Here is an 18,765-nt window from a genome sequence, read left to right on the forward strand (position 1 = left end):
GGCCTTTGCCGGTCGAAACGACAAACCTGTCTATTCGGCGGCTTTCGGGAAGGCGATTGCCGGCTCGGTGCCGGTGTCCGCTGTCGGCGTGTCCGACGAAATCTCGCCCTTACCGCGGCGGAACAACCGGCTGATCAAGCCGCGCCGTGCGCCCGGCTTGACCTTGGCACGAGTGAACACCATCAGCATCGACGGCGTCACCACCAGCGTCAGCACCGTAGCGAACGACAGGCCGAAGACGATCGCCGAGGACAGCGAAATCCACCATTGCGTCGACGGCGCATTGATCGTCGTCTCATGATGGAAAATTTCCAGCCCAAGGCCGAAGGCGATCGGCAGCACGCCAAGGATGGCCGACACTGCCGTCAGCACCACCGGGCGCGCACGCTCGCGGCAGGTCTGCAGCACGGCGTCCATCTTGTCCCAACCCTCTTCGCGCAGCCGGTCATAGGTGTCGATCAGCACGATGTTGTTGTTCACCACCACGCCGGCAAGCGCGATGACGCCGATGCCTGACATGACGATGCCGAACGTCTCGCCTGTCATCAGCAGCCCGAGGAACACGCCGACCGTCGCCATGACCACGCAGGACAGCACCAGCCAGACGCTGGTGAACTTGTTGAACTGCGCTAACAGCACCAGGAAGATCAGGAAGATCGCCGCCCCGAAGGCCTTGCTGAGGAAGGCGCTGGCTTCGGCGCTGTCCTCGTTCGAGCCGGCCAGCTTCCAGCGTATGCCGCTGCCGAGATCCATGTCGGTGACGGCCCGGGTGACCTGCTGCTGGACAGAAGCGACTTGTTCGCCGGCGGCAACGTTGGCCTGGACGACCACGGTACGCGCGCCGTCGATGCGGTTGAGGATGCCGACCGTCGGTTCGGGCTTGCGCACGACGAAGTTCGAGATCGGCACCGAGCCTTGCGAGGTTTGCACCCTAAGCTCGTCGAGCGTCGACAGCGTGCGCCGGTCCTCCGGCAAGCGCAGCCGGATGTCGACCGCCTTGTCGGCGCCGGCAGGCCTGTATTCTGAGAGCTTCAAACCGTTGGTGACAAGCTGCACCACGGTGCCGACCGAGGTCGGGCTGATGCCGTACTGGGCAGCCTTGGCCCGGTCGACCTCGAGCGCCCAGTCGACGCCGGGCGGCGGCAAGCCGTCGGAAATGTCGATGACGCCGGGCACCTTGGCGATGCGCGCCGCCACCGCACGCGCCTTCTCGTCCAATCCCTTGGGGTCGACGGCCGAAAGCCTGATCTGGATCGGCTTGCCGGTCGGCGGGCCCGCTTCCGGAACGCGGACCTCGACTTCGACGCCGGGAATGCCCGCCATGACGCCGCGCAGATCGTTCAGGATATCGTTCGCGGATTTGCGCTCGCGCCAGTCGATGAACTCATAGTTGATGACGCCGACGACGTCTTCAGGCACATCCTGGCCGCCGCCCTCGGACTTGCCGACGCGTGTATAGACCGACTTCACGCCCGGCCAGCCAAGCAGCCGGTTTTCGGCGATCTTTGTCGCCGTGTCCATTTCGGCCACGGAAAGGTTGCCGCGGGCATGCACATAGAGCAGGCCATAGTCGGGTTCGACACTCGGGAAGAACTCGACGCCGGCGCCGTACTTCGAATAGCCGACGAAGATGGCGGCCAGCAAGACGACGGTCAGCACAATCACGGTGATGGGGAAACGCACCGCTTGCTTGACGACAGCCATGTACCAGCCGTCGCGATTGCCGTCCTCATGATGCTGCGGCGCCTTGGCGAAGATTGCTCCCAGCGTCGGTGCGAACACCAGCGCGTAGAGCATCGAGGCCGAAAGCGTGACGATCAGCGTGATCGGCATGTATTTCATGAAGTCGCCGATGATGCCCGGCCAGAACAGCAGCGGCGAGAAGGCGGCTATACGCGTCATCGTCGCCGCGATGACCGGACCGGCCATGCGCTTGGCGGCAAGCGCGAAGGCTTCCTGCTTAGGCATGCCCTCGCTCATCCGCCGTTCGGCGAACTCGGTGACGATGATGGCGTCGTCGACCAGCATGCCGACCGCCAGAATGAGGCTGAACAGCACGATCATGTTGATCGTGTAACCCATCATGGCGAGCAGCAGGATGCCGATCAGGAAGGAGGACGGAATGGCGAGGCCAATGAGCAGCGAGGCGCGGCCGGACAGCGCGTAGAGGATGACGATGAACACCAGGATCACCGCGATCATCACGTGGTTCTGCAGATCGCCGAGCAGCTGGTTGACGAAGACCGACTTGTCCTGCGTGTAGGTGACGTGCATCCCCTCGGGCATGGTCTTGACGAAGGTATCGGACACTTCCCTCACCTTGGTGAGCGTGTCGATCAGATTGGCGCCGATGCGCTTCTTGACCTCGATGGCGATGGCCGGCTTCCCGTTGAGGCGCGTCACCGTCTCGGCATCCTTGAAAGTCGAGCGGATCGTCGCGATGTCCTTGGCCTGCACCACGGCATTGGGGCCGGCGACCACCGGCAGCGCCGCGACATCCTCCGGCGTCTCGATCAATGACGGCACCTTGACGGCGTATTTGCCCTGCGACCCCTCGATGTTGCCGGCGGCGACCAGGCTGTTGGAAGCGCCGACGGCGCCGATCAGCTGGTCGAGCTGCAAGCCATAGGAAGACAGTTTCATCGGATCGATGACGACCTCGACGAGATCGTCGCGGGAGCCCTGCAGCGAGCCTTCGAGGACGCCGGGCACTTCCTCGATGCGGTCTCGCAGTTCGCGCGCCGCGGCGGCCAGCACGCGTTCGGGCAATTCGCCGGACAAGGTGACGACCAGCACCGGGAATTCGGAAATGTTGACCTCGGTGACGACGGGCTCCTCGGCCGCCTGCGGCAGGTCGGCCTTGCCGTCCTGCACCTTGGAGCGCGTATCCTGCAGCGCCGTCGCCAGGTTCGTCTGCGGCTGGAACTCGACCAGCACATAGCCGCCGCCCTGGAAGGCGGCCGAGCGCATTTCCTTGAGGCCCTTCAGGCTTTTCAGCTTGCTTTCCATCGGCCGCAGCAGAAGGCGCTCGGAATCCTCCGGCGAAATGCCTTGATAGATCAGGCTGACATACATCATCGGGATCGGAACGTCGGGTTCGGCTTCCTTCGGCGTCGACTGATAGGCGACCCAGCCTGCAATCAGCAGGAAAACCAGGACCGAGATGGTCAGGCGGGCATTGTTGATTGCGAGTCTGACGATATCCATGACTTATGCCTGCTGTGCTTGTCGGGGAGTGGCGAACGGACTGACGTCGCCGGGCGAGGCCCGGCGCCGGCACGCCTGCGCTACTGCGTCCCGGCCGTGGCCTCGCCGATCAGCTTGTTGATGGTCGCCTGGTCGGCCTCGACCGGCTTGACCTCATCGCCTTCCTTCACCAGTTCCTGGCCTGCGACGATGATGCGCGCATCGGCCGGTATGCCGCCGAGCACGAGGCCGGTCGGCGTGTCGTCGACGAGGTCGATCGGGAAGAACGCCACCTTGTTGTCCTTGCCGACGGCGCGGATGCCGAGGTCGCCCTTGTCGCCGAGCGTCACCACCGAACGCGGCAGCAGCACCGCGTCGGTCGGCAGCGCGCTGAGCTGGATTTCCGCCGTCATGCCGGCCGGCACGGAGCCATCGGCATTGGGGATCGCGACCTCGACACGGAAGGTGCGGGTCGCCGACGACGCGTCGCGGCTGATGTAGCGCACGGTGCCTTTCACGGTCTGGCCGCTGACCAGCCGGACATTGGCCTTGTCACCGATCTTGAGATAGCCGAGGTCGCGCTCGCTGATCTCGCCGCGCGCGATCACCGGATCGAGCTTGATGATGGTCGCCACCTCGCCGCCCTGCATGACGGAGCTGCCGAGTTCCACCGGCACCCGGTCGATGACGCCGTCGAACGGCGCCTTGACTTCGTTGCGGTCGAGTTCGGCCTGCGCGGTATCCAGCTGAGATTGCGCCTGGGTCAGATTGGAGCGGGCGGTGTCGAGCTGCAGCTTGGGCAGATTGCCGGTCTTGGCGAGCCGCTCGGCGGCATCGAGCTCGGCCGTGCGCTGCGCCACGAGCTGCTTGGCGTTGTCGACCATCGAGATCTTTTCTTCGGCGGCAAGCATCAGCACGAGGTCACCGGTCTTGACGTGCTGGCCTTGGCTGACCGGCAGCCTGTCGATGACGCCGGCGACCCGGGTTGCCAGCACCGCGCGTTTGTCGGCCTCGGTCAGCCCGGAAATGCGGATGGCGCGCGCATAGGTCTTGCGCGGCGGCGTCACCACCGCGACCGTGCGCAGCGGCGCCTTCGGTTCGGCTTGCGCCGTCTTCGGCTTGCTCGCGTCCGGCGCCTTGCCCTGCTCGACTTCGGCTGCCTTGGCCTTGTTGGCCGCTACGCTGCCGACCGATGAGAATTCGCCTGTCACCATCCACGCCGCGAAACCAATAAGCACAACAATGGCTGCAAGCTTGTGAAACCTGATTTTAGGCATCGTCATTTTTCCACTGCGGGTTCACCTCTGTATGAGGGAAGCGGTCCTCGTTGATGCCGGAGAGGAGAAGCCAGCCTAGGTGAAGCAGCAGTTGCGCGACCACGATCAGATGGCACAGAAGTTTGGCTTCGAGCGTGAACCGAGAACGGCGCCAGTCAGAGACCACCGACGTCAAAGAAGCGGGCGTAAGGTCCATCCGCGAAGTGGAGCTGCAACTCATCAAAATTCTGCACCGTCTGGTCTAGCGCTCGCGTTTCCTGGCGCTGAAGGAGGGCGCGATCAGATAGCTCAATGGCCGGAGCGCCCAGGAAATCCCAAACCTTTCCCAGGCAAGCAGCGGGTTCGTGAAGGAGGCTCTCGTATTCGACTACAAGCAGGTGGCTCGGCGTGAAGGAGTGCTCGATGCGAGCGTGGAAATCGTCCGCGGCTTTGAAGTAAGCCTCGCAGTCAGCGATTGACAATCTGACGCGCGGCGGCCGAGCGGCGTCCGAACTGAATTTCAGCCACTGGCCGCTTTGCCTTGCCTGTGCAAAGGACCGTAGCGATTCCAATATGTTTCGGGTTACGAGGATGACCTTGAGTGCTGGCCAACGAGTCAGTTCAGCAAAAAAAGCTGGGCGATCGTGAAATTGGGGTTCATTGATCTTGCAGCCGATATGCGTCACGTTCCTGTAGTCTGGCGTGGGATAGCGCAAATAGGCTTGTTCGAGGAGCTCACGATCGGTGCGTAGCAGGCGATCCTTCCCGGGCCAATTGGTATCATACTCATTGAGCAACTCACCGTTGCTTAGTACGGTCGGATGCTCATTTAGCAATTCCTCCAGATAGTGTGTGCCAGTCCTTGGCATGGCAAGGATAACAAAAGGCTGAGGTGTCGGCGTGCGGTGTGTCATTGCTATGTGTTTCCAGCTAGTAGTGGTCGCGAGGGTTTGGGGCAGACCAGGGCACAACAAGCTCGGCTGCTATGTCTTGAACGGGGACTCGATTCGCCCTCATGCAACCGGACCGCTCCTAGACTTTTCGCGGCCGACATCGGCGGATGCTTGCGGCAATGGCTAAGTGGCGGCTTCGCTTTAGTGTTGCTGTGCCACGCAGCTTGGCTCCAGCTCTGATGGTAACCAGTTCGCGATCCATCGAGGCCTCCTTCTCGGGCCGTCGTCAGCAGCGTCAACGCATCAGGCGTCGACGAAACAGCGCAGCAGAGAGGAAAAACGGCAATACCGCATACATACAAAGTGCGCCGATATGCAGCCCGACGTTGTCTGCCGCGTGGCCAAGCATTACCGGACGGATCAGGTCGATAGAGTTCGCCAGCGGCGAGAAGGCCGCCAGGCGCTGAAAGGCGCCTGGCAGCTGGCCGACTGGAAAGACCGCGCCAGACAGGAACAGCATGGGTGTGATGACGAGCGTCTGATAGAATATAAAATAGTGGTAGCTGGGCGCGAGCGCGATGACGACCATTGCCAGGCTGGCAAAGGCGAAGCCGGTGAGAGCGACGACCGGCAGCACATAGGGGACGGACGTCCACGCCGCATAGCCCAGGGTGGCAGCAACAATGGTAATTGCCGTGCCGGCCAGAAAGGCCTTGGTGGCTGCCCATGCCAATTCACCGAGAACGATGTCGCCCAGGGTAAGTTGTGTATGCAGGATTGCTTCCCAGGTGCCCAGGTCGCGCATGCGACTGAAAACCGCGTATATTGTTTCGAAGGTCGATGCGGTCATCGCGCCTGTCGCGACCATCCCGGCTGCCAAGAAGGCAATGTACGAGGCGCCTTCAACCCGACCTACCATTAGTCCAAGACCAGTACCGAGCCCGAAAAGGTAAATCATCGGATCGGCAAGAGTACCGAGAAGCGACGCAAATGCGACCTTCTTCCACGCCAGATAGTTGCGGCGCCACACCGCAATCCAGTTCCACGCGTTGGCGGGCAGTGCCGCCGCAAGACCTTCACGCATCATTCACTTCTCCATCTCGCGTCCGGTTAGCCGCAAGAAGACGTCCTCCAGACTTGGTGGGCGCTCTAAAATCCGCAGACCCGCGCGCCCGCGAAGCTGGACACGCACCTGCTCTGGATCGGGCGCATAGCAAAAGAGTGTCTCGCCGCTTACCTCAATGCGCTGAACGTACGGCTTAATCAGCGAAGTCAGCTCCTGCGGATTCCCGCCAAAGATCTCGATCACATTGCATCCAATATGTTCGTCTATCAGAGCATGAGGGCTGCCCTCGGCAATCTTGCGTCCCCGCTCCAGTACACACAGCCGATCGCATAGCCGCTCAGCCTCTTCCATGAAGTGGGTAGTCAAAATAATCGTCTTTCCGCTCGCCAGCAGAAAACGCAGCCGCTCCCAGATCAGGTGGCGGGCGTGCGGGTCGAGGCCGGTAGTCGGCTCGTCCATTATAAGGAGCTGGGGGTCGTTGATCAGCGCGCGTGCCAACGTTAGACGCCGCTTCATGCCGCCTGATAGCTGGCCGACGCGTGCGTCCGCCTTGCTCTCAAGGCGGGCAAACTCGAGGAGAGATGGAACGACCCGTTGAATCTCCCGTGTACTCATGCCGAAGTACCGCCCGAACACCACCAGGTTCTCGCGGACCGTGAATTCCAGGTCCAGGTTGTCGAACTGCGGAACGACGCCTATGCCCTTGCGGGCCAAGCGACTTCGAGCCGGCACCGGCACTCCGAGCACTGTGATCTTACCCGAGTCAGGCCGGGTCATGCCGAGGAGCATGCGCGCAATCGTGCTCTTGCCTGCACCGTTCGGCCCCAGCAGGCCGAAGCACTCTCCCGTACCCACGGCGAATGACAACCCGTTCACAACGAGCTTGCTGCCAAATGACTTGGTTACGTCGTTAAGGTCGACTGCTACATTGGACATGCGTCTATCTCAGGCTGAAACAGGCCAATCGGCCGGCCGGCTGCCTACGTTCGAGGTTCTGGTCCAGAGCAGCCGTATCTGTGCTGGTCCTTTGGGAAATGACAGCGGAGAAACGCGTGTCGCTCCCGTGCAAAAAAGGGTCGAAAGCCTACGATCGCATTCGGCTGGTTCCCGTTCCGATCGTTGATGCATGCCTAAGCTCTCGACGTATTGGCAACGAAAGTTATTCGGTCAGTCGGAGCTGTGAAGAACCCCAGGCTTAACCAGCTGTGCAGAATCGCGCGAACGATCCGCCGTACGATTCGAGCCGGCAATTCCCGGGCTGCCTGTACCATTTGCTCTGGTGATCGGGTTTGCGATGATGATCGGCTTCTTGCTCCCGTGGGGCTGGGTAGCATTTTTGCGCGACAGCCAGTCACTGTTGCTCAATGTACACAACGCATAAGCTTTCAAGGGAAGGAGGAGAAAGATGTTGATGAACGTGTGCAGAGAAAAGCCGAAAAACCGAGATTGGCGTGCACGAAAAGCTATCACGGTGCATCGAATGGTCGTCATGCCGGCAATGATCACTGCCGTTGGCCAAGGCACCGTATCTGTCAATGCGAGCTCTGCGAGCCCGGCTAGTACAGCGACGGCGAGCAACAATGGGCCGAGATTCTGTCCAATTACGTCCAACGTGAGATAGCGATCGAGGCTCGGCAACAGGCGCAGTGCCAGCAGCGTGTCGCGGAAAGTGCTTCGTGCCCATCGTAGTTGTTGGCGCAGATAGGGCCCCAGCTTATCCGGAACGACTGTCGCCGCGATCGCGTCCGGAACGTACTCGGTCCGAAAGCCTGCTTTCAGCATCAGGATGGTAAGATGGCGGTCCTCGCCGAAGTCGCTAGGCTTGCCCCTAAACAGCTGAGTCTCGTATTGATCTAGCAGCGACATCAGAGAAGAGCGGCGGTACATTGCACATGGGCCGCAACAGCACATGACCGCACCAAAGCGAGCCTGCGCAGCGCGCTCCTCGTTGCAGGCGAGCCAGTACTCCATGTCAATCAGCCGGGTCAACCAAGTGTCGCTCCGGTTGGATGCCGTCAGCTGGCCCATGGCGGCGCCGATCGCTGGATCCCGCATCCTTGCGGTAAGTTTCGCAATCACGTCGGGCTCGAGAGTCGTGTCAGAGTCGACGCTGAGCACGAAATCTCCAGACGAGCCACGGATCGCTGCGATCTGCGCCTTGCGTTTGCCGACATTGTGGGGGAGCTGAATAAACGTGAATCTGGGGTCGTCTACGTAGGCGTGATGCACCGGCGTGAGGGCCTTGCGATTTCCAGAACCGTCATCCACCACATAGACGTGCAGCTTTCCGGCGTATTCCTGGTTGGCAACCGAAGCCAGACAGGCCGAAAGTGTACGCGGCTCCTCATTGTAACAGGGGATAATGACATCCACGCTCGGCCAAAGGTCGGAGGCGAGCAAGTCGTCCGAGATTGATGCAACGTGTCCCGACTGCGCGTAAACCGCTTGCATACCTTTATAAACGGTCGAGAGCAGCGCATAACACGAAACGGCGACGGTACTGGCTGTGGTAAGCGGGTCCATAAGATCTCGTTTGTTCAATGATGTTGAGGAAGGGGTCGGACTGTGAATCCGCGGTCGTGCAGCGCTGGAATCAGGCGGGACAGCGCCATAACCGTCTGCTCGCGTGGATCGCTTTGAGAGCGCTCGCACCCGTCGTGCAGGAGCACAATCGCGCCCGGGCGGAGACCGGCAAGAACTGAATCGACAATCGAGTCGGCGCCGGGGCGAGACCAGTCTCGCGGGTCTACTGACCAATGCAGGGGTGCCAATCCAGTGCTCGCCGAGGCTGTGAGAACTTCTTCGGTCCAGCTCCCATACGGCGCACGAAAGTACCGCACCGCAGCGTGGGGGCACGCCATCATGATGGCGCTGTTCGCCTCAAGGATTTCACGTTCAACTTCGCCGGGTGCGCATTTGGACAGGTCCGGATGAGTCATCGTGTGATTGGCCACTTCATGCCCATCTGCAATCATTCGCCGGATAAGCTCCGGCCGGTCTACAGCCGCGTCACCGATCACGAAGAACGTCGCCGGTGTCCGGTGTTGCGCCAGCAGGTCGAGGACCTCCGGTGTCCAAACGGGATCGGGGCCGTCGTCAAACGTGAGATAGACGCTGCGCTCTTCGGTGCCGTCAGCGCAGTCACTGGGCACTTCACATATACAGTCCAGATGTTTCATAGCTCCGGACCGTTCCGCTCGATGAAGGTGCCGGACGGCCACTCGTCCATCGAGCGCCCGATCGGCGAGACCAGGACGAGATCGTCCTCCAAGCGTGTGGGCGGCAGGTCGGGATGTATGTCTGCCAGGGTCGAGCGGATGCGAACGTCCGGCACAATCTTCCCAAGCCCCGCATTGCAGAGCCTCTGAATATGATTTCGCATTTCGTGCCGAACCGTGCCGAAAGCGAATGGAACGCCCATCTGCTCCAGCGCTGGATACAGACTGCGCATCGACAAGCTGATGCCGAGGCCCTCAAGATCCCGACGCACCCCGTACAATCCGAGTTCGGCCACCAGCACGTCGATCTCGCCAACTTTGATGAACCGGCGCAGTAGACCGAGATGTGCCGCTACACCGTGCGCGTCCCTACCAATTGCGCGGAACTCTGGCCTCGCGCCGGCCCAACTGCGGCCGCCTTCGAATCGCCTTGCGGAGAAGGTGCCAGTCCCTCCATAGGTTTTGTGCAAGAAGTCTGAGAGCTCGACATGCTCATGCAGTTGCAACTCGTTTTCCCAACACAACCTCCACTGCACTTCAGAGCGCATGGAAAGACCTCATTCGTTCGTGTTTTCCTGAGGTAAGCGCCTAATGACGGGGAGCTTGTCGCGTCGAGCAGACGCGATATGGCTTTCGCAGATCACCGAGGAACTTTAGCCGCACTGGACATGCGATCCGGCCGACACCGGAAGGCGTACGCCAGAAATGCTGTCCGGCACCCACGCAAGCATTAAGTTCCTTTAGGGCTTGCTTACATCCTTGTAAGGTCCCTATGCGACGTTCAGCAAAACTGGTAAAATCGTTTGTTTCGATGAAAGGTATCCACTCGATGGATAGCCGCGCCCATGCGTTTCAAGGGACTTGATCTCAATCTTCTCGTTGTGCTGGACGCATTGCTGGCCGAGCGCAATCTCTCGGCGGCGGCACACCGCATAAACCTGAGTCAGCCGGCCATGAGTGCGGCCGTCGCCCGGCTGCGCGATTTTTTCGGCGATGAACTGTTCAGCATGAACGGTCGCGAACGTATTCTGACGTCACGTGCGGTAGCACTTGGCCCCGCAGTCCGCGACGCTCTCCTGCGCATCCAGTCCTCGATTATTTCGTCCGATCCGTTTGACCCAAATCGATCCGATCGCCGCTTCAGGATCATTATTTCCGATTTCGCCACGCTGGTGTTTTTTGAAAAAGTCGTGGAGCGTGTCGCTCGGGAAGCCCCCGCCGTCACGTTCGAATTGCTGCCTCTCGATGACAACCCAAATGAGCTCCTCCGGCGAGGCGACATCGACTTTGTAATTCTTCCGGATATGTTCATGTCGGGCGCGCATCCAAGCGTGGCGCTTTTCGATGAGAAGCTGGTATGCGTGGGCTGTGCCGCCAACAAGCAGCTGCCACGGCAGCTTACATTTGAGAGATACCTGTCGATGAGGCACGTCTGCGTCAGGTTCGGACGTTGGCGCAAGCCCTCCATGGAGGAACTGTTCTTGCTTGAGCACGGCCTGAAAAGACGTGTCGAAGTCGAGGTGCAGGGCTTCAGCATGGTGCCGCCAATGGTGTCCGGCACAGCTCGTATTTCGTCCGTGCCCCTCCGGCTGGTTAAGCACTTCGAAAAAACATTCCCCCTTAAGGTCGTCGAACTTCCGCTGCCGCTTCCCGTTTTCACCGAAGCCGTCCAATGGCTGGCCAACCACAACAGCGATCCGGCCAGCATCTGGATGCGGGAGATAATGGTGCAGGAAGCATCCCGGCTGGCTACTCCTGCGAATCCACGAGAGGCCCCCAGCGCTCCTGGACTTGTGTCGGCCGTTACCGCCCACTCTCATGTTGCCTGAGGCGACAGATCGTCAGCTGATTGGCAGGTGTTGCGCTTGCAGACTGTGAGACTCCCGGGGCGAGGAGCGGAACTCGAAGTGCATGTCTCTGGGTCGGGTACCGCGTCCGGATTCGCAGCTTGGCTGGCCTTGGTCTAGGCTTGCTGGGGCCATCGTGGGTTTATGCCGCGGGTGCGGTCGATGGTCGCTTCGAAGCTCTGGTTGGAGTTGTCAGCTGGCATACGCTTGGGTGCAGAAGAAGTCCTCGATCAGATGACGCGAGAGGCGGCGGCAAGGCGCGCCTCGGATCGTGCTGGATCACGATCTTGGCGCCGCGCTCGTTCAGATCGGCAATGATGGTGTTGCTATTGAACCCCGTGTCGGCGTTCGGATCGCCGAAGGCGACGCCCTTGATGGGCGGGCGAAACCCACCGTATCGAAGCGGCCTCCTGACAGGAGGACGAAGCACGCGAGTGCCGAGCGCATCGGTGAGGGCAAGGATCTTTCATGTCGACCTTGGGAGGGCCTGTGGCCTGGCTTTGATTCCCCTTTGCGCTGCCGCGGCACGTGCATCAACTCATTCGCCCGGCCATGAGTGCAGCCGTGGCCCGGCTGCGGGATGAACCGTTTACGACAAGCGCCGCGGAGGTTTGATCCGCATTGCAGCACCACTTGCCCTGCAAACGCGGCGGTGAGACCTGTCGCGTGATGCCTACGACAAGGTAGGCTCCGGTCACCCCGTGCTCAGATCATGGCCATGCCGCCATTGACGTGGATGGTCTGGCCGGTGACGTAGGCTGCTTCATCGGAGGCGAGGTAGGCGACGGCGGACGCGACTTCAGCGCTGGTGCCCATGCGCCGCGTCGGGATCGCCGCCATGATCGTCTCTTTCTGCTTGTCATTGAGCTTTTCGGTCATCGCCGATTCGATGAAACCCGGGGCGACGCAGTTGACGGTGATGTTGCGGGTGGCGATCTCCTGCGCCAGCGACTTGGAAAAGCCGGTCATGCCAGCCTTAGAGGCGCAGTAATTGGTCTGACCGGGATTGCCGGTGAAGCCAACCACAGAGGTGATGTTGATGATGCGGCCATGCCGGCGCCGCATCATCGGATGGGTGAGTTCGCGGGTCAGCCGGAACACGGCGGTCAGATTGACCTCAAGCACGCTATCCCAATCGGCGTCCGCCATGCGCACGAACAGCCCGTCCTTGGCAATGCCGGCATTGTTGACCAGGATATCAACGCCTTCGAGCTCGACCTCCGCCTTCTGGCCGAGCGCCTTGACCTCGTCGCGGTTCGACAGATTGGCCGGGAAAAGTTTTACCCGATCGCCGAGTTCGTCAGCCAAGGTCTCCAGTTTCTCGACGCGGGTGCCGTGCAGGCCGACAATGGCGCCCTGCGCATGCAGCACACGGGCGATCGCCTCGCCAATGCCCCCCGATGCGCCGGTGACGAGCGCCTTGCGGCCGGTCAATTCAAACATCTTTTCTCCTCATTCTTCAGGCCGGTGAATTCGGTCACCTCTGAGTGTCGCCGAGCCAGAAGTCTCGGCTCCAATGAGTGGCTTCCTCGCCGCTCCTGATCCGCGCCAGGACCCCGCTGCGAGGTAGAATCGTCTATGCAGCCCAAACCGCGTTGGGCGAGTTCGCGCAATTGGCCGCGGCCGGCCTCGGCTGCGAGACCAGGCGCGGCTCGACCGACCTGACCACCTGGAGCTGACTGGTGGTGCACTGGGAGAGCCTTCAGACTGCCAGCAAAGCGACGGCGCCCGGAAGGGCTTTGCGGCAAACATGTCGGAGGCTTACTATACGTGTTTGAAGGCTAGAACTGAATTCACGCCGCCCATGGCAAACGCGTTGCTCATGGCCACACGCACCTTACGCTCGCGCGGCACGTTGGGCGTGACGTCGAGATCGCAATCGGGGTCTGGCTCGCGATAGTTGGCGGTCGGCGGTACGACGCCCTCCTGAATCGCCATCACACAGGCGATCATCTCAAGCGCACTCGCTGCACCTTGACAGTGCGCGTGGGTGGATTTGGTGGAAGAGACGGACATCGAATAAGCATGCTCACCGAAGACGCGCTTGATCGCCGCCGTTTCGATTTGATCGTTGGCCTTGGTGCCGGTGCCGTGCGCGTTCAGGTACTCGACGTCCTCGGGATTCAGTTTCGCATCGGCAAGGCAGGCGCGCATCGCGCGCTCCGGCCCGTGAACTGCCGGCGCGGCGATGTGGGAGGCATCGGCAGACAGGCCGATGCCGGCGACCTCGGCAAGAATCGTTGCACCCCGGGCGGTAGCATGCTCATAGCTTTCCAGTACGGCCATGCCCGCACCTTCGCCCAGCACCAGTCCCTTCCGGTCGGCGGAGAAGGGCCGGCAAGTATCCGGAGCGAGCACGCGCATCGCTTCCCATGCCTTCACCATCATAAACACGAACGGCGCGTCGCTGCCTCCCGCAAGCATCACGTCGGCCCGGCCGTACTTGATCTGGTCTACGGCCGAGGCGATCGCATGATTGCCCGATGCACAGGCGGTAGTGACGCCGAAGACCGGCCCGCGAAGGCCGAGGCTCATGCTGACTTGGCACGCAGCCGCGCTCGGCATCGCCTTTACTCCGGAGAACAGATCAACGCGGGACGCTCCCCCCAAAAGGACGTCGCGGTAGCCTTTTTCGGTCGCATCGTAGCCGCCGAAGGCGACGCCCACTGTTGCGCCAAAGCGATGGGCATTGCCTTCATTGCAGGAAAGTCCGGCCTGTCGCATGGCTTCGCGTGCTGCAAGCACGGCAAGCAGGCTGAAACGGCCCATGGCGAGCAGCTGCCTGGGGTCAACGTCGTGCTCAGGCAGCGTCTTGATCTCGGCGCCGATCGTGCCCTCCAGCCCGTGAAGCTGTGCATTGACAATGGGACCGATGGCCGATCGGCCCTCGCGCATGCCTCTCCAGATGGAGCCGACATCGGTGCCCAGTCCGCACAGCCCGCCCAGTCCGGTGATAACGACCCGCCGATCCATTCAAGCCGCCTTGTTGAGCAAGCCGCGGATGGCTTCCACCATGTCGCCGACAGTTTGGAGATCAGACCACGCCTCGGCCGAGTTCATCTCGATCTTGATGCCGTAGGCCTGTTCGAGATCCCAGAGCACGTCCGCCAATCCCAGTGAATCGATGCCGAGCCCAGTCACTTCCGTCGCAGTGGTTATTTCGCCGACGGACGCTGCAGTCGTTCCCTCGGCGTTCTCCGATTCGACGCGCTTCCTGATTATCTCTACGATTTCCGTTGTAAGTTGATCAGACATTATTTGTTTCTTTCCATTTCAGCTTGTTTTTACGTTGGGGTGACTTGACTCCTGGGCAGCGCGCGTCCGGGAAACTAGCCATTAAACTTGTGCAACTGACAAAGCTTAATGCTCATACCAGCCGGATGAGTCCGGCTGGTCTGCGGCGCAGGCTGCGATGGCGAAGAACGTCGCCGGGAGCCGATTTTGCTAGCCACTCGGGACAGATATGTAGTCCCGGAGTTTCATAGCTCCGGACCGTTACGGTCGATCAGCGTGCCGGAAGGCCACTCGTCCATCGAGCGTCCAATCGGCGAAACCAAGACGAGCACGTCCTCCAGGCGCGTGGACGGCAGGTCGTGATGCACATTTGCGCGGCTCGAACGGACGCGGACGCTTGGCACAATGGTGGCTAGGCCCTCTCTGCAGTACCTCTCAACATGGTTGCGCATTGCGTGCCGAACCGTGCCGAAAGCGAATGGAACCCCCATCTGCTGCAGGACTGGATACACCGTGCGCATTGCAAAGCTGATTCCGAGCTTCTCAAGATCCTGACGAACGCCATACAGGCCCAACTCAGCCACTAGGACATCGACCTCGCCAACCCTGATGAAGCGGCGCAGAATACCGATGTGTGCCGCTACGCCCTGAGGGTCGCTGGCAATAAAGCGGAGTTCCGGTCTTGCGCCGGCCCAACTGCGGCCACCTTCGAATGGCTTTGCGCCGAAGGCTCCGTTTCGTCCATAGATGTTTCGGAAAAAATCGGAGAGCTCGACATGGTCGGCCACTTGCAAGTTATTTTCCCAGCATAACCTCCACTGCACGGCAGAGCGCATGGAAGATTTTCTCCTTTCGGGTTGTCCTTAAGACGCTCATCGCGGCATAGAGGCAGCGGGTGATCGGTGCGTCAGGTGTTTGTCCATGCGAGATTTCAGCACAATGATAAAATCGTTTGTTTCGATGGAAGGTATCCACTCTATGGATAGCCGCAGAAATGCGTTTCAAGGGGCTTGATCTCAACCTTCTCGTCGTGCTGGACGCATTGCTGGCCGAGCGCAATCTCTCGGCGGCGGCACGCCGGATAAATCTCAGTCAGCCGGCGATGAGTGCGGCCGTCGCCCGGCTGCGCGATTTTTTCGGCGATGAACTGTTCAGCATGAGCGGCCGCGAACGTATTCTGACGTCACGTGCGGCTGCACTTGGTCCCGCAGTCCGCGACGCTCTCCTGCACATCCAACGTACGATTATTTCTTCGGATCCGTTTGACCCGGCTCGATCCGATCGCCGCTTCAGGATCATTATTTCCGATTTCGCCACGCTCGTTTTTTTTGAGAAAGTCGTGGAGCGTGTTGCCCGGGAAGCCCCCGCCGTCAGCTTCGAATTGCTGCCTATCAACGATAGCCCCGATGAGCTTCTCCGGCGCGGCGACGTCGATTTTGTAATTCTCCCGGATTTGTTCACGTCGAGCGCGCATTCAAGCGTGGCCTTGTTCGGCGAGAGGCTCGTATGTGTCGGCTGTCCCACGAACAGGCAGCTGCCACGGCAGCTTACATTCGAGAGATATCTGTCGATGAGGCACGTCTCGGTCAGGTTCGGACGTTCGCTGATGCCGTCCGTCGAGGAATGGTTCTTACTTGAGCATGGTCTTAAAAGACGTGTCGAGGTGGCCGTGCAGGGCTTCAGCATGATCCCACCCATGGTGTCCGGCACAGCTCGTATTGCGACCATGCCCTTCCGGCTGGTTAAGCACTTCGAAAAAACCTTCCCCCTTCAGATTGTGGAACTTCCGCTGCCGCTTCCCGCTTTCACCGAAGCCGCCCAGTGGCCGGCACTCCACAATACCGATCCGGCAAGCATCTGGATGCGCGAGATAATGATGCAGGAGGCATCTCGCATGGCTGCTCCGCTGTGACAACACGGGAGGCTTTAGGCGCCATTCCATTTACTACCTCCGCGACCAACTGCTTTCGCGTCGACAGCACGCGCTGGACGAAATCAATGCTGGCGGCAAGCGCGCCCGCGAGCTCGTCCAACGTGCGCACTTCCTCGACCAGCTCGAACGAGAAGGGTCCCGCGTAGCCATCGTCAAGCAGCGCCTGGATCTGACTGCCATTGTCGGAACCTCCAAGAAAGCAATCCGGGTAAATCCAGAAGGTCGGGTCGTTCACGCCTGAAATGTGCACCAGTCCGGTAAGCTCGCCAAACAAGGACGTCTCCCCAGCCAGGGTATGGTGAAAAGTATCGTGCATCAGGCGGAACACGGACTGGCCATCAACCGCGGCAATGGCATCGGCCGCTTCCTTCTTTGATCGAAGCGAGCAGGTTCGAAAGCCCAGCGGCTCGATCAGGCCGACAAGACCGCGCGACTGGAGGATCGGCTTGAGCGCGTTTAGAGCGAAGCGGAGACTGTCATGGCGCTCGCCAGTGCTGGCCCGCGAGCCGTGGTTGACCGGCACCAGCACGACCGTCTTAGCCCCGCACGCCGCCGCGTAGTCGGCCAGCTTGTTCGCCTCCGCCCGACGGGTGGGAGTCCAGTCGTCGAAGCGCTGCAAGGCGTTCATCGAGGTTATCGTGACGCCGGCTTCGGTAGCGGCAGAGCGGACCTGCGCAGCCGAAATGGCGTGTGTAACAGGATTGCTGAAATGATGGTCACGGATTTGAACATCGGTCAGGCCCTGATCACGCGCAACTGCGAAAATTGCACTGACGTCGACCGATGGGGCCGCCATGTCTTCGAGCGCAAAGCGGGGAGATACCTGGCGCATGGGCGGAGCTTTCCTTCCAGAAATGCGGCGCCAGTCTTGTCTGGCTTCTCCGCGCGCCCCACTGCAGGCCGATGCACAAACCTGATTGGAGCAGGCTAGTCAATCGAGCGATTCTTGCATTTATGAAAGGAATGTCGGCCATGGCGATAGATCACATCATTTCAGATGTTTTCCGGCAGATAGATGTCAAACGGCAGAAATGTCTGCCCCGGCGTCTCCGCCGTGCCGGTCTTGATGGCGCGATCCATCAGCAACATCAGCTCCTGGCAAAGTCGGCGCAGTGGCGTGGCGACCGCCATCGTGATGATGTCATCAGCGAGGGCCTCCCGTGACTCCGGCGTGATTTCATTCACGATCGCCACGAGATCCTGACCTTTGCCCTCTTCCCGGAGCGCTGAGATAGCGCCCTCCATGCCACCGCCGGCCACGTAGAAGCCGACGAGCTCAGGTTCCCGCTGCATAAGGTCCAGCAGCGCCTCGTAAGTGATCTGTCGTTTCTCAAGGTTCACGAGCGTATCGAGCACCTCGAATGCTGGCTCGTTCTCACGGAAAAAAGAACGAAAGCCGCTTTCCCGTAGCTCGTGACCCTGGAAACGGTGGCTGCCGACAAACACCGCCACCTTGCCAGGCCGTTTAGCGGCCTTGGAGAACATCCAAGCTGCCGTCCGCCCGACCCTGCGGTTGTTGAGACCGATGTAACCCTCGCGCACGCCAGCGGCGAAGTCAGAAAGGAGCGAGAAAACCGGGATGCCTTTTGCCTTGAGCTCCTCGACTGCTGCCGTGATCTTCGGGTGGTCCGGCGCCACCATGGCGATCGCGTGGCATCGGCTACCAAGATCCTTAAGGAGGGTGGTCAGGTCCCCGGGCAAATGTGATGGCGCGAATTCGATGAGCGGAATGCCGTGGAAGGACTGGGCCGAACTCACCGACGCTTCGACCTCGCGCGCGAACTCCTGGTAGAAATGCTGGGCCGGTTTTCTCAAGATGAAGCCTAGCCGGTAGCGCGGCAGATCCCGTTGCAAGCGCTGTTTGATGAGACCCGCAGCATGATAGCCGATCGCGTGGGCGGCCTCGTGGACCCGCCGCGCGGTCTTCTCCCGCACCGGCAGGCGAGCGTTCAGGACCCGATCGACAGTCGCCACGCTCACCCCGGCTTCGCGGGCGAGATCGACAATTGTGGGGCGCTTTGCCGTCGCTCCAATTCTGATCGGCTGTCTCTCTGTCATCCGGCGCATCCCAGCGACGGTTCGGGGCGGCAAAGTGAAAATTTCGGCATCCTACACGATCGACAGCCTATCCA

At 60.8% G+C, this 18,765-nt stretch carries 16 protein-coding genes and 1 pseudogene; 3 read left to right on the plus strand and 14 right to left on the minus strand.

Annotated elements, in window-relative coordinates:
- Positions 1-30 precede the first annotated feature (30 nt).
- The 8 genes from NMG70_RS00510 to NMG70_RS00545 all read right to left on the minus strand — a co-directional run bounded on the left by NMG70_RS00510 (position 31) and on the right by NMG70_RS00545 (position 10,167).
- Entirely contained in the window at positions 31-3,207 is a 3,177-nt protein-coding gene (locus NMG70_RS00510) for an efflux RND transporter permease subunit (RefSeq protein WP_254022745.1), read from the minus strand.
- Between the two features lie 80 nt (positions 3,208-3,287).
- Entirely contained in the window at positions 3,288-4,463 is a 1,176-nt protein-coding gene (locus tag NMG70_RS00515) for an efflux RND transporter periplasmic adaptor subunit (RefSeq protein WP_008878236.1), read from the minus strand.
- Between the two features lie 155 nt (positions 4,464-4,618).
- Positions 4,619-5,356 carry a sulfotransferase gene (locus tag NMG70_RS00520; protein WP_077378850.1) on the minus strand — a complete coding sequence of 246 codons (738 nt, stop codon included), beginning with the start codon at positions 5,354-5,356 and terminating at the stop codon, positions 4,619-4,621.
- Positions 5,357-5,630: 274 nt separating this feature from the next.
- Positions 5,631-6,419 (minus strand): ABC transporter permease, encoded by a 789-nt coding sequence (locus NMG70_RS00525; protein WP_008878233.1) that lies wholly within the window; start codon positions 6,417-6,419, stop codon positions 5,631-5,633.
- Positions 6,420-6,422: 3 nt separating this feature from the next.
- A complete protein-coding gene (gene nodI, locus NMG70_RS00530; RefSeq protein WP_008878232.1) occupies positions 6,423-7,337 on the minus strand; it encodes a nodulation factor ABC transporter ATP-binding protein NodI in 915 nt (304 codons plus the stop codon).
- A gap of 231 nt (positions 7,338-7,568) precedes the next feature.
- Entirely contained in the window at positions 7,569-8,924 is a 1,356-nt protein-coding gene (gene nodC, locus NMG70_RS00535) for a chitooligosaccharide synthase NodC (RefSeq protein WP_008878230.1), read from the minus strand.
- A 14-nt stretch (positions 8,925-8,938) separates the two neighbouring features.
- Positions 8,939-9,580: a chitooligosaccharide deacetylase NodB gene (gene nodB / locus NMG70_RS00540; RefSeq protein WP_254022746.1), complete on the minus strand. Its 642-nt coding sequence runs from the start codon at positions 9,578-9,580 to the stop codon at positions 8,939-8,941.
- Complete coding sequence (locus NMG70_RS00545; RefSeq protein WP_008878227.1) at positions 9,577-10,167, minus strand: NodA family N-acyltransferase; 591 nt, start codon at positions 10,165-10,167, stop codon at positions 9,577-9,579. Before NMG70_RS00545 ends, nodB begins: the two co-directional genes overlap by 4 nt.
- 297 nt (positions 10,168-10,464) lie before the next feature.
- On the opposite strand from NMG70_RS00545, the gene NMG70_RS00550 reads away from it, so the two are divergent.
- Complete coding sequence (locus NMG70_RS00550; RefSeq protein WP_008878226.1) at positions 10,465-11,448, plus strand: LysR family transcriptional regulator; 984 nt, start codon at positions 10,465-10,467, stop codon at positions 11,446-11,448.
- A 723-nt stretch (positions 11,449-12,171) separates the two neighbouring features.
- Here the strand turns inward: NMG70_RS00550 and fabG are convergent.
- Complete coding sequence (gene fabG / locus NMG70_RS00555) at positions 12,172-12,909, minus strand: 3-oxoacyl-[acyl-carrier-protein] reductase (RefSeq protein WP_254022747.1); 738 nt, start codon at positions 12,907-12,909, stop codon at positions 12,172-12,174.
- A 77-nt stretch (positions 12,910-12,986) separates the two neighbouring features.
- Here fabG and NMG70_RS00560 point away from each other — a divergent pair, with 77 nt between their 5' ends.
- The gene (locus NMG70_RS00560) at positions 12,987-13,145 is read left to right on the plus strand and encodes a hypothetical protein (RefSeq protein ID WP_254022748.1); all 159 of its coding nucleotides are present in this window, start codon (positions 12,987-12,989) and stop codon (positions 13,143-13,145) included.
- A gap of 85 nt (positions 13,146-13,230) precedes the next feature.
- On the opposite strand, the gene NMG70_RS00565 is transcribed toward NMG70_RS00560, so the two are convergent.
- The 3 genes from NMG70_RS00565 to NMG70_RS00575 all read right to left on the minus strand — a co-directional run bounded on the left by NMG70_RS00565 (position 13,231) and on the right by NMG70_RS00575 (position 15,536).
- Positions 13,231-14,439, minus strand: coding sequence for a beta-ketoacyl-[acyl-carrier-protein] synthase family protein (locus tag NMG70_RS00565; RefSeq protein ID WP_077378864.1), 1,209 nt, complete (start codon positions 14,437-14,439; stop codon positions 13,231-13,233).
- Positions 14,440-14,721 carry an acyl carrier protein gene (locus NMG70_RS00570; protein ID WP_008878222.1) on the minus strand — a complete coding sequence of 94 codons (282 nt, stop codon included), beginning with the start codon at positions 14,719-14,721 and terminating at the stop codon, positions 14,440-14,442.
- 224 nt (positions 14,722-14,945) lie between these two features.
- Positions 14,946-15,536 carry a NodA family N-acyltransferase gene (locus NMG70_RS00575; protein WP_008878221.1) on the minus strand — a complete coding sequence of 197 codons (591 nt, stop codon included), beginning with the start codon at positions 15,534-15,536 and terminating at the stop codon, positions 14,946-14,948.
- Positions 15,537-15,694: 158 nt separating this feature from the next.
- On the opposite strand from NMG70_RS00575, the gene NMG70_RS00580 reads away from it, so the two are divergent.
- The gene (locus NMG70_RS00580) at positions 15,695-16,612 is read left to right on the plus strand and encodes a LysR family transcriptional regulator (protein WP_040594270.1); all 918 of its coding nucleotides are present in this window, start codon (positions 15,695-15,697) and stop codon (positions 16,610-16,612) included.
- Between the two features lie 76 nt (positions 16,613-16,688).
- On the opposite strand, the pseudogene NMG70_RS00585 reads toward NMG70_RS00580, so the two are convergent.
- Positions 16,689-17,465 (minus strand): annotated as a pseudogene (locus NMG70_RS00585) (TIM barrel protein); the annotation flags it as partial.
- A 161-nt stretch (positions 17,466-17,626) separates the two neighbouring features.
- A complete protein-coding gene (locus NMG70_RS00590) occupies positions 17,627-18,691 on the minus strand; it encodes a LacI family DNA-binding transcriptional regulator (RefSeq protein ID WP_008878216.1) in 1,065 nt (354 codons plus the stop codon).
- Positions 18,692-18,765 lie beyond the last annotated feature (74 nt).

Source organism: Mesorhizobium ventifaucium, assembly GCF_935822925.1.
GTDB classification, from domain to species: domain Bacteria; phylum Pseudomonadota; class Alphaproteobacteria; order Rhizobiales; family Rhizobiaceae; genus Mesorhizobium; species Mesorhizobium ventifaucium.